The organism is Kitasatospora sp. NPDC096140, assembly GCF_040303045.1.
GTDB lineage: Bacteria > Actinomycetota > Actinomycetes > Streptomycetales > Streptomycetaceae > Kitasatospora.
Genome location: NZ_JBEOUW010000012.1, coordinates 128,290 through 142,824, shown reverse-complemented (window position 1 = coordinate 142,824; position 14,535 = coordinate 128,290). Strand labels below are relative to the sequence as shown.

Here is a 14,535-nt window from a genome sequence, read left to right as displayed (position 1 = left end):
TTTCCAAGTCAGCCAACTAACTCACTTGGGAGGGGATCTCGATGATCACAGTGACGGGAGCCACCGGAAACATCGGGCGGACGCTGGTGGAGCTGCTGGCGGGGGCGGACGAGGAGGTGGTGGCCGTGTCGCGGCAGCCGCAGCCCACCCCCGCGCAGACCGGTGTCCGATGGACCCAGGGCGGCGTCGGTGACGCCGCGAGCATGCGACCCGCCCTCGAAGGAGCCCGTGCGCTCTTCCTGCTGCTGGCCGGCGAGCTCAACAGTCGGGGCGAGAGCCCGAACGCCCTGCTGGACGCCGCCGCGGACGCCGGGGTCGAACGGATCGTCCTGGTCTCCTCGCAGGTCAGCGCCACCCGGCCGGACGCGCCGTCGCACGCCCGCCTGCGGGAGTTCGAGGCCGCCGTGCGCGGCTCCGGACTCGACTTCACCGTGCTGCGCCCCAGCGGGTTCGCCTCCAACGCCTTCGCCTGGGCCGAGACGGTCCGCACCGGGCGCACGGTCCACGCCCCGTTCGGCGACGTGGCCCTGCCCGTCGTCGACCCGGCGGACATCGCGGCGGTCGCGGCGGTCGCGCTGCGCGAGGACGGGCACGCGGGCCGCACGTACGAACTGACCGGCCCCGAGCCCATCAGCCCGCGCCGACAGGCTGCGGCCCTCTCCGAGGCCCTGGACGAGGAGGTGACCTTCGTCGAGCTGTCGCGCGAGGAGGCCCACGCCCACCTGGCGCGGTTCATGCCGGAGCAGGTCATCCCCGGCACCCTGGACGTCCTCGGGGTCCCGCTCCCGGCCGAACTGGCGGTCAGCCCCGACGTCGCGGCGGTGCTCCGGCGCCCGGCCGCGCCGTTCGACGCGTGGGTCGAACGCAACCTGCCCGCGTTCCGGTAACGGCGGCGGCTCACGGCGGGACCAGCCCGCCCTCGACGAAGGACCCGCCCGCCCGGAAGCCGGGCGGGCGGGTCGAGCGGGCGTCCGGACAGGCCGGTGGCCGGTGGCCGGACAGTCGGACAGGCGGACAGGCGGATGGCCGGACCGGCGGGCGCTGCGAGCAGGTGGGTGGAACGGGCGGGCAGGCGCGGGCGGTCGGGCTCCGAACGCTAGTCGGCCGGCGGCGGAACGACCGGGGCGAGGATCATGCGACTGGTGGCGTTCACCGCCCCGGCCATGGCGGTCAGCTGGACCTGGTACTTGACGGGGTTGTTCCGCGCCTCCCAGAGCTGGGTGGCGTTGAGCCAGGCGACCTCGCGGGCCGACGACATGCTGAAGGCGGCGACGGCGTGCTTGAGCTGCTCGGCCGGCGCGGTGGCGACCTTGACGATCTGCAGCTCGAACTCGGCCCGGATCTCCGCCTCGACACTGGCGAGCAGGTCGTTGACCTTCTCGAAGTCCTCGTGGACCGGCGCGACTTCCGGGGCCGTGCTCCGCTCCTTGCAGGTCTCCACGACGGCCAGGGCGAGGTCGTGGTTGATGTGGGCGTTCATGCCGGCCAGGGCGAACTGGATCGGCCAGATGACCCGGTTGCCGCGCGCCTCGAACAGCGGCTGCCAGGGCAGTTCGGTCGGACGGCCGGCCTTGGCCGCGTCGACGTTCTTGAGGTAGTGCCCGGCGAAGATCACGTCCATCCGCTCAAGGAACGCGGGGTCCTTGAAGGTCCCGGCGGTGACGTGCTCCTTGACCAACTTGGTGACCTTCAGATAGACGCGGTTAAAGCAGGCCACGCCGTCGTGGCGGTCGAGTTCGGCGTCGATCTCCTCCATGCGGGAGATCACCCCGTCGATGGTGGTGGGGAGTTGGGCGGTCATCACAGGCCTTCCGTGGGGCGGATCGTGCGATTACGGAACATGTCGACACGAGCACGAAAGATAGTGCACGGACCACCGGAAGCCGGGGAGGCTCTGCGACGGAGCCCGCACATTCACGCCGGTCGACGTCCTCGCCGCCTGCGCGGTGCGCCTCGACCCGGCACCGGCACCGGCACCGGCCCCGGCCCCGGCACCTGACAGCCGGCGCCCGACACCCGACGTCACCGCCCTCACCGGCCGCGGCGGCGCCTCAACTCGGCCAGCCACCCCCGTACCTGCGCGTCGTCGTGCAGGTACGGTCCGCCGGGCCCGGCCGGCAGGTCGATGCCGTACAACAGGCCCAGCGCCCACAGGGACAGCTCGTCCCAGCGCAGTTCGTCGTCGAGGAACCAGCGTCCCGCCCAGCGATCGGCCTCGTCCCGACTGACCCGGCCGTCCGCCACGGCGGCGAACCAGCGCTCGATCTCGTCCAGGCCGGGCTGCTCGGCACTCCCCTCGGCATCATCAAGGCCGAGGTCGGGCCCGGCGTCGGGGCCGAGGCCGGGAACGAGGTCGGGGCAGCGCTCGGGTTCCATCCCGCCAGTATGGCGACGCCACCCTCGCAGCCCCACCCGTACCCGGCAGCCCGCACCCGCACCCGCACCCGCACCCGCAGCCCACAGCCCACACGGCAACTCCGGGGCACCTAGCGGGGCGTGACCTCCGGCTCGCCCAGTCGGCCGTCCCGCTTGACCGGGTACTCCCTGATCTCGTTCCTCGTGATCACCGTGATCCGGTTCGACCCGGACCACTCGGCCCGCAGGAAGCCGTCGCCGTCGTCCCAGGTGCCCAGGTTCCAGTGGCGGGCCGTCCAACCGCTGCCGGTCAGCAGCTCCACGCGGTAGACCGGGTCGATGGAGAAGGCCATGTCGGTGATGGTCAGGACGTGCTCGGGGTTGCCCGGATCGGGCTTGCGCTCCATCAACCGGCCGTCGCCGCCGAGGAAGTAGGTGACGGCACCGATCGCCACCGAGACCATGATGAGCGGGGACAGGATGGCGGCGCAGCCGAGCTGCGCCCACCGCTCTCGGAACTCGAACTGGACCAGCATCGACACCATGAGCATCACCGCTGCCGCCCCGAGCAGCAGCACCGGGTGGTTCAGCCAGCGCTCGACCTCCACCAGCCCGCCCGAGCGGGAGGCTTGGTGGCCCGACAGGTACGCCAGGAACGCGACCAGCGCCGCCCCCCTGAACCACCACTCGATCCGTCTGTGCCACGCGACCACTGCCATGTGCTCCCCCTGGGTGAACTTTTGCCCGGACTTTACTACGGGCACACCCTGCGGCCCGGGCGACGGTGGTTCCGTCACCCGGGCCGCGGCCGCCGGCCGTACCCCCGTCACCGCCGGTGGAAGACGCTCCGCGACCAGAGGTAGCCGAGCAGCGTCAGTCCGGCGCACCAGGCGAGGGCGCTCCACCCGCTGGTGCCGATCCCGGTGCCCGTCAGCAGGCCGCGCAGGGTCTCGATGATCGGTGTGAAGGGCTGGTACTCGGCGAACCAGCGCAGCACCGTCGGCATGGAGTCGGGCGGGACGATCGCGCTGCCGATGAAGGGCAGGAAGGTCAGCGGCAGCGGCGTGTTGCTCGCGCTCTCCGGGGTCTTGGACACCAGCCCGATGCCCGCCGATATCCAGGTCAGCGCCAGCGTGACGAACATCAGCAGGCCCGCGGCCGCCAGCCACTCCAGCGGCCCGGCACTCGACCGGAACCCCATCGCGAAGGCCGCGCCGATCACCAGCAGCAGGGCGATCATCGTCTGGACCACGCTGCCGACCACGTGTCCGGCGAGGAACGCCGACCGCGAGATCGACATCGTCCGGAAGCGGTTGACGATGCCCTCCGTCATGTCGACGCAGACGCCGACCGCCGTGGCGACCGAGCCCGCCGTCGCCGTCATCAGGACGATCCCCGGCGTCACGTAGTCGATGTAGCTGCCGCCCCCGATCCCCGCTCCCAGCGCGCCCCCGAAGGCGTAGTTGAAGAGCGCCAGCATCATCACCGGCATCACCACGACCGAGAAGGTCATCGCCGGGTACCGCTGCGCGCGCTTCAGGTTGCGGCGCAGCATGGTCAGCGAGTCGCTGACCGCGTAGCTCGTCGTCGCGCTCATCGCGCGCCCTCCCCGGTGAGCGTGAGGAACACGTCGTCCAGATCGGCCGTCTCCACGACCAGCGACTCGGCCCGTACGGAGGCGTTGTCGAGGGCGTCCAGCACGGCCTTCACCGTGAGGACGGAGTTGTCCCCCGGGATGTCCAGCCGCAGTGCCTCGGTGTCGGCGGCGGCGTAGTCGAACAGCGTGGTGGCGGCGGCCAGTTGGCGGGCGTCGGCGAACTGGAGCCGGATCCGCCCGCCGGGGACGATCCGCTTGAGCTCCTCGGCGGTGCCCTCGGCGACGATCCGCCCGCCGTCCAGGACGGCTATCCGGTCGGCGAGCTGGTCGGCCTCGTCCAGGTACTGGGTGGTGAGGAGGATCGTCACCCCGTGGTCGGCGACCAGTCCGCGGATGATCTCCCACATCGTGCGCCGGCTGCGCGGGTCCAGCCCGGTGGTCGGCTCGTCGAGGAAGATCACCTCCGGGTCGCCGACCAGGGTCATCGCCAGGTCGAGCTTGCGCCGCATGCCGCCGGAGAAGGTGGCGACGGGCTTACGCGCCGCGTCGGTGAGTTCGAACGCCCGCAGCAGGTCCTCGGCCCGCCTCCGCCCCTCCCGACGGCGGAGGTGGTTGAGGTCGGCCATCAGCATCAGGTTCTCCTCGGCGGTGAGGAGGTTGTCCACGGCCGAGAACTGGCCGGTCACCCCGATCGCCTTCCGCACCCCGTCGGCCTGCCGGGCCACGTCGTGTCCGGCCACCCGGGCGGAGCCGCCGTCGGCGGGGACCAGGGTGGAGAGGATCTGCACGGTGGTGGTCTTGCCGGCGCCGTTGGGCCCGAGCAGCGCGAACACGCTGCCCGCCGGGATGTCCAGGTCGATGCCCTTGAGGACGGCCTTGTCCCCGTAGGACTTGGTCAGCCCGACGGCGGAGATCGCCGCCATCAGGCCCTCCGGATGGTGATGCTGCCGACCTGGGTCTGGCCGCGGACCTCGACGGTCTCCCGGGCCTCGCCCGGGCCCTCGGCCGCACCGAGGGTGTTGCGGACGGCGCCGAACTTGCTGTGCACGTCGAGCCAGGCCGCCGTGCCCTCCGCGATGCCGACCTCCACGTCCCCGACGCCGGACTGCACGGTGACCTTGCCCCGGACCACCCGGCCGATCCGGATGTGGCCGTTCGCCGTCTTGGCGTCCACTCCCGCCCCGGCGTCGCCGACGTGGATCCGGCCGTTGGAGGCGTTGGCCGCCAGCTCGCCGTGCACCTCGTCGATCTCGGTGTCGCCGTTGCTGTTCTTGACCGTGAGCCGGCCCTCGACGGTGCCGACCTCGATCCGGCCGGCCCCGAACACCTCGGCGTCGCCGGTGGCCGCGCCGAGCCGGATGTCCCCGTGGTCGGTCTTGAGCCGCACGTTCTCGGCCCGGTCGACCTGGATCCGGCCCATGGAGGCCTTCACCCGGCAGTCGCCGAGCGGGCCCTCGGTAACGAAGTCCGCCATCGGGGACTCGGCGTGCACCTCGGAGCCGGCCGGCAGTTCGACGACGACCTCGATCGAGCCCTTCTTGTTGGAGAACACGGTGCGCTGCTTGGGGCCCTTGATGGTGAGCCGACCGCCGGAGAAGTCGACCTGGGTCAGCCCGGCGGCCTTGATGTCGGCGTCCCTGGCCGCGTTGGCGGGGCGGATCTCGACCGCGGTGTCGGTGCGCTTGCTCGCGCGGATCCACACCGAGCCGATCTCGAACTCCAGGGTCGCGGAGATCGGTCCGTCGGTCTCGTACGTAGGCATGGCTGTCCCGTCCTCTTGGCTCGTGTAGGTGTTCCCGCTGGTCGGAGCGGGGGTGACGTCGAAGGTGCAGGGGTGTGGGTCGTGCGCAGGCGTCAGTGGACCCAGCCGGTGAAGCCCTGGCCGCCGACGCCGCGCGGGGCTCGGGCGCCGGGGTCGGCGACCGGGCGGGCCGGCTGGCGGCCGCCCTCCAGGGCGCCGGCGACGGCCCGGACCAGCCAGGCGTTGAGGGAGACGCCCTCCTGTCCGGCGGCCTCCTCCGCCCGGGCCTTGAGGTTGGCGGGCAGGCGCAGGTTGATCCGGGCGGTGCCGCTCTCGTCCGACTCCGGCACCGCCGACACCACCGATGGCACCACGGGCGGCATCGGTGGCACCGCCGTCGGCGCGTCGCCGTGGAAGCTGTCGGAACCGGGCGGAGCGGTCACCACGAACTCCGGGTCAAGCCCGCGCAGGCGCACGTCCACCGAGCCCGGCGCGAGGTCGCGGGTGACCTCGCCCATGGCGGCCGAGAGCGCGTTGAGCAGGGTGAGCCGTACGGCCGACTCCAGCGGGAGCGTCAGCCGGTCGGCCAGCGCGCGGGCTTCGTCCCCGCCGGCGGCAGCGGCCACCGCGAGCTCGTTCCGGAGGTTTTCGACGTACGGCGTGAGGTCCATGGCTCAAGCATGGCACAGGGATGGCGCCATGTCGAGTCACTTGTGGCACCACTTTGGCACCATCGGCCGGAGGGGTGCGGCACCGAACGGGAACCACCCCGCCGAAACGTGAACCGCCCCGCCGAAACCGAACCGCCCCGCCGACCGAGGTCGACGGGGCGGTTCACGACGGGGGCGTCGGCCCCGCGGGGAGGGTCAGCGCTGCCAGCCCGCCAGGTAGGCGTCGATCTCGCCGACCAGCCGGGCCTTGCCGGCCGTGTCCAGGAAGGAGGCCTCGACCGCGTTGCGGGCCAGACCCGCCACCCCGGCCTCGTCCAGGCCCAGCAGCCGCGCCGCCACCGCGTACTCGGTGTTGAGGTCGGTGCCGAACATCGGCGGGTCGTCGCTGTTGACCGTCACCAGCAGGCCCGAGTCCACCATCTGCTTGATCGGGTGCTCCTCGATCCGCTCCACGGCCCGGGTGGCGATGTTGGAGGTCGGGCAGACCTCCAGCGGGATCCGGTGCTCGCCCAGGTAGTCGAGCAGCGCCGGGTCCTTGACCGCCTGGGTGCCGTGCCCGATGCGCTCGGCACCGAGCTCCCGGATGGCGTCCCAGACCGTCTGCGGCCCGGTGGTCTCGCCCGCGTGCGGGACGCTGCGCAGGCCGGACGCCCGCGCCCGGTCGAAGTACGGCTTGAACTGCGGGCGCGGCACGCCGATCTCCGGGCCGCCCAGGCCGAAGCTGACCAGGCCCTCGGGGGCCAGCTCGGTGGCCAGCCGGGCGGTCACCTCGGCCGACTCCAGACCGGCCTCGCCCGGGATGTCGAAGCACCAGCGCAGCACGACGCCGAGTTCCTTCTCGGCGCGCAGCCGGGCGTCCTCGATCGCCTCCATGAAGGCGACGTCGGGGATGCCGCGCTTGACCGAGGAGTACGGGGTGATGGTCAGCTCGGCGTACCGGATGTTCTGGCGCGCCATGTCCTCGGCCACGCCGTAGGTCAGCGCCCGGACGTCCTCGGCGTCGCGGACCAGGTCCACCACGCTCAGGTACACGTCGATGAAGTGCGCGAAGTCGGTGAAGGTGAAGTACTCGGCGAGCGCCGCCGGGTCGGTCGGCACCTTGGACTGCCCGGCGTGCCGGGCGGCCAGTTCGGCGACGACGCGCGGCGAGGCCGAGCCGACGTGGTGGACGTGCAGTTCCGCCTTGGGCATCCCGGCGATGAACGCCTCGATGCCGCTGCTGCTACCGGTGTTCCCGGTGGGGTTTCCGATCCGACTTCCGTCCGGCTGGACCACGGCGGTGCCCTTCTTCCTTCTCCGCGCCTCTACGCGCGTTCCGACTGTGCTGGCAAGCATAGGCCGACTCCCGGCTCATCCTCCGAGCGCGACCGTCACGGTGTGGATCAGCAGCCCGGCCAGGGCGCCGACCACGGTGCCGTTGATCCGGATGAACTGCAGGTCGCGGCCGACGTTGGCCTCGATCTTGCGGGAGGCCTCGTCGGCGTCCCAGCCCGCCACCGTCTCCGAGATCAGCGAGGTGATCTCGGCCCGGTAGGTGTCGACCAGGTACTGCGCGGCGTCCTGCACCCAGCCGTCCACCTTGGCCTGCAGCTTGGGCTCGGTGGCCAGGCGCTCGCCGAAGCGGCGCACACCCTCGCGGATGCGCCGGCGCAGCTCGCTGTCCTCGTCCTCGGCCGCGCCCATCACCAGGCCGCGCACGGCCGCCCAGGTGGAGTTGATCAGCTCCTGCACCTCGGGGCGGGCCAGCAGCTCGCCCTTGGCCCGCTCGACCCGGGCGATGGTCTCCGGGTCGGTCTGCAGCTCGGCCGCGAAGTCGACGAGGAAGTTGTCGATCGCGCCGCGGGCCGGGTGGTCGGGGTCGTCCCGGATGTCGGTGACGAAGCGCAGCAGCTCCTTGTAGACCCGCTCGCCGACCTGGTGGTCGATGAACCTGGGCGTCCAGCCCGGCGTCTTCTGGGTGACCTTCTGCACCACCTCCTCGTGGTTGGCGGTGAGCCAGCCGTGCGCCCGGACCGCCACCAGGTCCACCACACCGTGGTGCCCGCCGTCGGCGACCACCTTGCCGAGCATCCGGCCCATCGGCTCGGCCACCGAGGTCGCGGCCGCCCGCCGGGTCACCGCCTCGGCGACGACCGCCCGCACGTCGTCGTCGCGGAGCACCGCGAGCAGGCCGCGCAGCGCCGCCGAGGCCTCCTTGGTGACCCGCTCGGCACTGCCCGGCGCGGCCAGCCACTCCCCCAGCCGGCGGCCGATGCCGAGCGCCGCGAGTCGCCCGCGCACCACCTGGCCGGAGAGGAAGTTCTCGCCGACGAAGTCGCCCAGCGAGCGGCCGAAGGCGTCCTTCTTGGTCGGGATGATCGCGGTGTGCGGGATCGGCAGGCCGAAGGGGCGGCGGAACAGCGCGGTCACCGCGAACCAGTCGGCCAGCGCGCCCACCATGCCCGCCTCCGCGGCGGCCGCCACGTAGCCGGCCCAGGAACCGGCACCGGCCGCATCGGCCCAGGTGGAGAGGGCGAAGACCAGGGTCGCGAAGGCCAGCAGGCCGGTCGCGATGGTCTTCATCCGGCGGACGCCGCGTCTCTTCTGCTCGTCGGCCGCGGTGAACCGGAACCCGGGGCCGGTCCCGCGGAAGGCATCGTCACTCACCCCGCCAGTCTGCCCGGTACCCGGCGCGTACGGGGGCGTCCCCCGCGATCACGCGCCCCGGGACCGCTCCCGGCCGCCGTGCGGGCGGCACGGCGGCCGGGAGGCGCGGGCGGCGCGCCGCTCAGCCGATCGCCACCTCGGCGTACATCCGGGCGATCACGTCCTCGATGGCCGGCTCACGCACCGACAGGTCCACCAGCGGGTACCGCTCCGCGACCGCCGCCACGATCGGCGCGGCGCTCTGCTGCGCCGGGAAGGCCAGCCACTGGCGGGGCCCCTCGACCTTGACCACCCGCGCCCCGGCCACCTCGATCGGGGCCCGGGACTCGGCGAGGTCCACCACCAGCGTCCGCTCGCTGCGCCCGGTGGTGTGCAGGCCCTCCAGCCCGCCGTCGTACACCACCCGGCCGTGGTCGATCACCATGACCCGGCCGCAGAGCTGCTCGATGTCGGTCAGGTCGTGGGTGGTGAGCAGCACGGTGGTGCCCCGGTCGCGGTTGACCTCGCGCAGGAACTCGCGCACCTTGCCCTTGCTGACCACGTCCAGGCCGATGGTCGGCTCGTCCAGGTAGAGCACCTGAGGGTCGTGCAGCAGTGCGGCCGCGAGGTCGCCGCGCATCCGCTGGCCGAGCGAGAGCTGGCGCACGGGGGTGTCCAGCAGGCCCGCCAGGTCGAGCAGTTCGACGCAGCGGTCGAGGTTCTCGCGGTACCGCACGTCGGGGATGCGGTAGATCCGGCGGGCGAGTTCGAAGGAGTCGCGCAGCGGGAGGTCCCACCAGAGGGTGGTGCGCTGCCCGAAGACGACGCCGATCCGACGGGCCAGCGCGACGCGTTCGCGGGCCGGGTCGACCCCGGCCACGCGCAGCCGCCCCGAGCTGGGGACGAGGATGCCGGTGAGCATCTTGATGGTGGTGGACTTGCCGGCCCCGTTGGGCCCGATGTAGCCGACGCACTCGCCGGCGTCGACGGTGAAGCTGAGCCCGTCCACCGCGCGCACCTCGCGCTTGGTGCGGCTGAACCGGCCGGCGCGGGCCCGTACGGTGAAGCTGCGCCGGACGTCCTGGAGTTCGATCAGTGCCATGGAAGCTCCTCGAAGGCGACGGGGGTTTCAGCTGCCGGTGCCGCGGTAGGCGCGCAGCCCGGCGCGCCAGGCGAGCCCGGCGGCGGCGACGCAGACCGCGGCGGCGACCGGGGAGGCGTACTGGAAGGCGGTGGGCAGGCCGAGCGGATCGGGCCGGCCGAGGATGCGCAGGGCCGGCAGCCAGTTGACGAAGGCCAGCGGCACGCCGAAGACCACTCCGGCGACCAGTTCCTTGGCGAAGATGGTCGGCGGGTAGTGGAGCAGTGTCGCCCCGCCGTAGGTGAAGGAGTTCTGGATCTCCTTGGACTCGCCCCACCAGAACTGGACGGTGGCGCCGCCGATGTAGATCGCGCCGAAGATGACGCTGCCGCAGACCAGCAGGACGGGCACCAGCAGCACCCGGTCCCAGGTCCAGTGCACGTCCAGGGCGGCCAGCGACCAGACGAGCACCGCCGCGGCCTGCAGCGGCCGGCCGAGCCGGCGCAGCGAGAAGCGTTCGGCGCACAGCTGGGAGAGCGCGGGCGCGGGGCGGATCAGCATGGTGTCCAGCGTGCCGTTGACGATCCGTACGCCGAGGCCGTCGGCCGAGCCGACCAGCAGGTTGGCGACGCCGAGGGAGAAGGTCGCGGTGGCGTAGAGGAAGGCGATCTCCGGCAGGGTCCAGCCGCCGAGCCGGTCGGTGTGCCGGAACATGATCACCAGCACGACGAAGTCGAGGGAGTGGGTGACCAGGCTCGCCAGCAGGTTCAGTGCGAACGAGGCCCGGTAGGCCATCATCGAGCGCATCCACATCCGCGCGCACAGCCACCAGGAGCGGACCGCCCAGGCGGTGCGGGGGACGAGGCGCTCCCGTACGGGCGGCGGGCCGGCCGCGCGGTGTCCGTCCGGGCGGGGCCCGGCCACGAGGTGCTCAGCCACCCTGCACCACCACCCGGCGGGTCGCGAGCCACTGTGCGCCCCGCCCGGCGGCGAGCAGCGCGGCCGCCCACGCGAGCTGGAAGCCGAACGCGCCGAGCAGCCCGCCGCCGCTCGCGCGTTCCAGGAAGACGTCCGTCGGCTCCTTGATCAGCGCCGCCCAGGGCAGCACCGCGCCGAGGTCGCCGAGCAGGCCGGGGAACAGCGCGATGGGCAGCAGCATCCCGGAGAAGAACATCGAGACCACCAGCATCACCGCGCGCACGCCCTCGGAGTCGTGCAGCCAGAAACCGGTGATCGAGACCAGGAAGCGCAGCCCGAAGCTGACCACCACCGCGAGCAGCACCGAGAGCAGGAAGAACACCCAGGTCAGCGGGTGTTCTGGCATCCGGGTGCGGAACACCAGGGCGCCCACGAGCAGCGGCACGGTGCCGCGGACCAGCAGTTGGAAGGCGGCCCGGCCGAGGTCGCCGGCCAGCCACCAGCCCTGGAAGTCGACGGGGCGGTAGAGGTCGACGGCGATGTCCCCGCTGCGGAAGCGGTCCTGGAGGTCGTCCTGGAAGCCGCCGCCCCACACGGCGACGGTGACCAGCAGACCCTGGCTGACCCAGATGTAGGTGACGGCCTGGCTCTGGTCGTAGCCGCCGAGGTGGGGGCGGGCCTGCCAGAGGGCGAGGAAGGAGGAGGCGAGGATGATGCCGAAGACGGTGTTGGTGAAGGTGCCGGCCAGGGTGGCGGCCCGGTAGGTGGAGTAGCGGCGGAAGGCACCGCGGGCGACGGCCGCGTACAGCCCGAGGGAGGCGGCGAGGGCCGCCCCGGGATCGGGGGGCCGCGCCTCGGCGGGGGCAGCGTTCAGCATATTGTCTCCTTGTCGACAAATACGGGCACAGGAGTGCCCGCACGCGTCCGCACACACCCCAGCGGCTCCGACCGGCCGAACCCGGGGGTACCGGGCCGGACAAGCGGAGCTGACGAAGTGGGCGCGCTATGAAGTTCGCATCTTTCACCGTACCTCCGGGCACCCACGCCCGCACCCGGTTTTCCGCCACTCGCAACGGCACTCACAACGGCACCCGCAACAGCCCCCGCACCCCGGCGCCAGAAGCAGCAGCCGAAGCACACAACAGCCCACGTCAGCCGCCCACACACCGCTGATCCGACGTCAAATAGCACATAATCACGGCATGACCTTGAGCACCCGACGCCAGGCCAAACGGGCCGCCCGCCGCGAGGCCCGCCGCGCCCTCCCGCTCTGGCGCCGGCTCCTGCCCACCTGGCGCATCACCCTCGGCACGCTCACCGCACTGTTCCTGCTCGCCGTCGGCAGCTTCGCCGTGCTCTACGTCATCGTCCCCGTACCCGACCCCAACGCCCACGCCGTCGCCCAGAACAACATCTACCTCTACGCCGACGGCACCACCGAGATCGCCCGCACCGGCGCCGTCAACCGCACCGACGTCACCATCGACCAGATCCCGCTGCACACCCAGCAGGCCGCCGTCTCCGCCGAGGACCGGACCTTCTACCAGAACCGCGGCATCGACCTGAAAGGCATGATCCGGGCCGGCTGGAACACCCTCACCGGCAAGGGCATGCAAGGCGGCTCCACCATCACCCAGCAGTACGTCAAGAACTACTACCTGACCCAGAACCAGACCATCGAACGCAAGGGCCGCGAACTCCTCATCGCCCTCAAGGTCGACCAACAGCGCGACAAGAAGGACATCCTCGCCGGATACCTCAACAGCAGCTACTACGGCCGCGGCGCCTACGGCATCCAGAGCGCCGCCCACGCCTACTACGGCGTCGACGTCTCCGGCCTCACCCTCACCCAGAGCGCCTACCTCGCCTCCCTCCTCCAGGCCCCCAGCCTCTACGACGTCAAGACCGCCACCCCCGCCAACCGCGAAAAAGCCGTCGCCCGCTGGAACTACACCCTCGACGGCATGGTCCAACTCGGCTTCCTCACCACCGCCGACCGCACCGCCGCCACCTTCCCCGACCCGATCGACCCCCAACCCACCACCGGACTCTCCGGCCAGGCCGGCTACCTCGTCGGCGTCGCCGACGACTACCTGATCTCCTCCGGCACCATCGACGCCGCCACCCTCAAGGCCGGCGGCTGGCGCATCACCACCACCTTCGACAAACCCCGACAGGACGCCTTCACCAAAGCCGTCCAGGACGAACTCGCCGGCGACCTCGACCCCGGATCCCGCCCCACCACCGACACCGACGTCCGCGTCTCCGGCGCCTCCGTCGAACCCGCCACCGGCCGCGTCGTCGCCGTCTACGGCGGCCCCGACTACGCCAAACAGCCCTACAACGACGCCCTCCGCCAGGACAACCAGATCGGCTCCACCTTCAAACCGATCGACCTCGCCGCCGGCCTCCTCGCCCAACACACCCTCGACGGACGCCCGATCACCACCGAGTCCCACTACGACGGCACCAGCGAACGCCCCGTCACCGGCGGCCCCACCCCGTACGCACCACCCAACGAGGACGACACCGACTACGGCAACATCACCCTGCGCTACGCCATGGTGAAGTCCGTCAACTCCGTGTACGCGCAGGAAGGCGTCGACGCCGGACTCGCCCGCGTCCGGGACACCGCCGTCAAACTCGGCATCCCCGACAGCGTCCGCGGCATGGACCCGGCCAACACCTCGATGACCCTCGGCACCGCCACCCCCAGCGCCCTCGACCTGGCCGGCACCTACGCCACCCTCGCCAACCACGGCCAGGCACACACCCCGTGGTCCGTCCTCAAACTCGAACGCGTCGCCCCCGGCGGCGCCGTCGACGTCCCCAAGATGCCCGAACACAACCCCACCGACGCCGTCGAACGCACCGTCGCCGACTCCGTCACCGACGTCCTGCGCGACGTCGTCAGCCCCCGCGGCACCGGCGCCGCCGCCCTCGACCTCGGCCGCCCCGCCGCCGGCAAGACCGGCACCACCGACTCCAACCTCTCCGCCTGGTTCGCCGGCTACACCCCCGAACTCACCACCACCGTCGGCCTGTTCCGCGAGAACCCGAAAACCCACGCCAAGGAACCACTCGCCGGCACCGCCGGACTCACCCGGATCAACGGCGGCACCATCCCCACCAAGATCTGGACCGCCTACATGACCGCCGCCCTCGACGGCACCCCCACCCGACAGTTCGACCTACAAAGCGGACACGACACCCCCGGCACCGACACCTGGCCCACCACCACCGGCAGCACACCCCCGAACACCGGCGCCACCCCGCACCCCGGCCCCGCAGCACCCAGCGCCACCATCCCCGGACTCATCACCACCATCCCCACCCACGCCCCCAGCGCACCCCCCGCCGCCACCGGCAACCCCGCACCCGGCCCGACCGCGCCCAGCCCGCCGGCCCCCCAGCCCACCACCACCCACGAACAACCCAGCCCCACCACCAGGCCCACCCAGACCCCACCGCCCAAGCCCACCGACCCACCCACCGCCACCGGCGGACCCGCCACCCACCCCGCGGCGACACCCACCCCGTGAACCCG

14 protein-coding genes are annotated in these 14,535 nt (G+C 72.1%); 2 read left to right on the top strand and 12 right to left on the bottom strand.

The features are described from left to right. Nucleotides 1–41: 41 nt before the first annotated feature. Nucleotides 42–887, top strand: a complete 846-nt coding sequence (locus tag ABT048_RS15335; protein WP_350521850.1) for an SDR family oxidoreductase — start codon at nucleotides 42–44, stop codon at nucleotides 885–887. 209 nt (nucleotides 888–1,096) lie between these two features. Here the strand turns inward: ABT048_RS15335 and ABT048_RS15330 are convergent, their stop codons facing one another. The 12 genes from ABT048_RS15330 to ABT048_RS15275 form a co-directional block, all read right to left on the bottom strand. Then, the gene (locus ABT048_RS15330) at nucleotides 1,097–1,801 is read right to left on the bottom strand and encodes a DUF5995 family protein (protein WP_350521849.1); all 705 of its coding nucleotides are present in this window, start codon (nucleotides 1,799–1,801) and stop codon (nucleotides 1,097–1,099) included. Nucleotides 1,802–2,031: 230 nt separating this feature from the next. Then, the gene (locus ABT048_RS15325; RefSeq protein WP_350521848.1) at nucleotides 2,032–2,376 is read right to left on the bottom strand and encodes a hypothetical protein; all 345 of its coding nucleotides are present in this window, start codon (nucleotides 2,374–2,376) and stop codon (nucleotides 2,032–2,034) included. Nucleotides 2,377–2,486: 110 nt separating this feature from the next. Beyond that, complete coding sequence (locus ABT048_RS15320) at nucleotides 2,487–3,074, bottom strand: hypothetical protein (protein ID WP_350521847.1); 588 nt, start codon at nucleotides 3,072–3,074, stop codon at nucleotides 2,487–2,489. A 107-nt stretch (nucleotides 3,075–3,181) separates the two neighbouring features. Further along, nucleotides 3,182–3,952 (bottom strand): ABC transporter permease, encoded by a 771-nt coding sequence (locus tag ABT048_RS15315; RefSeq protein ID WP_350521846.1) that lies wholly within the window; start codon nucleotides 3,950–3,952, stop codon nucleotides 3,182–3,184. Next, nucleotides 3,949–4,875, bottom strand: coding sequence for an ATP-binding cassette domain-containing protein (locus tag ABT048_RS15310; protein ID WP_350521845.1), 927 nt, complete (start codon nucleotides 4,873–4,875; stop codon nucleotides 3,949–3,951). Before ABT048_RS15310 ends, ABT048_RS15315 begins: the two co-directional genes overlap by 4 nt. Next, nucleotides 4,875–5,714: a DUF4097 family beta strand repeat-containing protein gene (locus ABT048_RS15305; protein ID WP_350521844.1), complete on the bottom strand. Its 840-nt coding sequence runs from the start codon at nucleotides 5,712–5,714 to the stop codon at nucleotides 4,875–4,877. The genes ABT048_RS15310 and ABT048_RS15305 overlap by 1 nt, the downstream gene beginning before the upstream one ends. Before the next feature lie 92 nt (nucleotides 5,715–5,806). After that, complete coding sequence (locus ABT048_RS15300; RefSeq protein ID WP_350521843.1) at nucleotides 5,807–6,364, bottom strand: YlcI/YnfO family protein; 558 nt, start codon at nucleotides 6,362–6,364, stop codon at nucleotides 5,807–5,809. 195 nt (nucleotides 6,365–6,559) lie between these two features. Further along, the gene (locus ABT048_RS15295; protein ID WP_402805108.1) at nucleotides 6,560–7,699 is read right to left on the bottom strand and encodes an adenosine deaminase; all 1,140 of its coding nucleotides are present in this window, start codon (nucleotides 7,697–7,699) and stop codon (nucleotides 6,560–6,562) included. Between the two features lie 15 nt (nucleotides 7,700–7,714). Next, nucleotides 7,715–9,010 carry a DUF445 domain-containing protein gene (locus ABT048_RS15290; RefSeq protein WP_350521842.1) on the bottom strand — a complete coding sequence of 432 codons (1,296 nt, stop codon included), beginning with the start codon at nucleotides 9,008–9,010 and terminating at the stop codon, nucleotides 7,715–7,717. A 121-nt stretch (nucleotides 9,011–9,131) separates the two neighbouring features. Then, on the bottom strand, nucleotides 9,132–10,091 hold the full coding sequence (locus ABT048_RS15285; RefSeq protein WP_350521841.1) for an ABC transporter ATP-binding protein: 960 nt from the start codon (nucleotides 10,089–10,091) through the stop codon (nucleotides 9,132–9,134). Between the two features lie 27 nt (nucleotides 10,092–10,118). Continuing rightward, nucleotides 10,119–11,009: an ABC transporter permease gene (locus ABT048_RS15280; RefSeq protein WP_350521840.1), complete on the bottom strand. Its 891-nt coding sequence runs from the start codon at nucleotides 11,007–11,009 to the stop codon at nucleotides 10,119–10,121. After that, nucleotides 11,002–11,865 carry an ABC transporter permease gene (locus tag ABT048_RS15275; protein WP_350521839.1) on the bottom strand — a complete coding sequence of 288 codons (864 nt, stop codon included), beginning with the start codon at nucleotides 11,863–11,865 and terminating at the stop codon, nucleotides 11,002–11,004. The genes ABT048_RS15280 and ABT048_RS15275 overlap by 8 nt, the downstream gene beginning before the upstream one ends. Nucleotides 11,866–12,190: 325 nt before the next feature. Between ABT048_RS15275 and ABT048_RS15270 the strand changes: the two genes are divergently transcribed. Continuing rightward, nucleotides 12,191–14,530, top strand: coding sequence for a transglycosylase domain-containing protein (locus tag ABT048_RS15270; RefSeq protein ID WP_350521838.1), 2,340 nt, complete (start codon nucleotides 12,191–12,193; stop codon nucleotides 14,528–14,530). The last annotated feature ends 5 nt before the right edge of the window (nucleotides 14,531–14,535 follow it).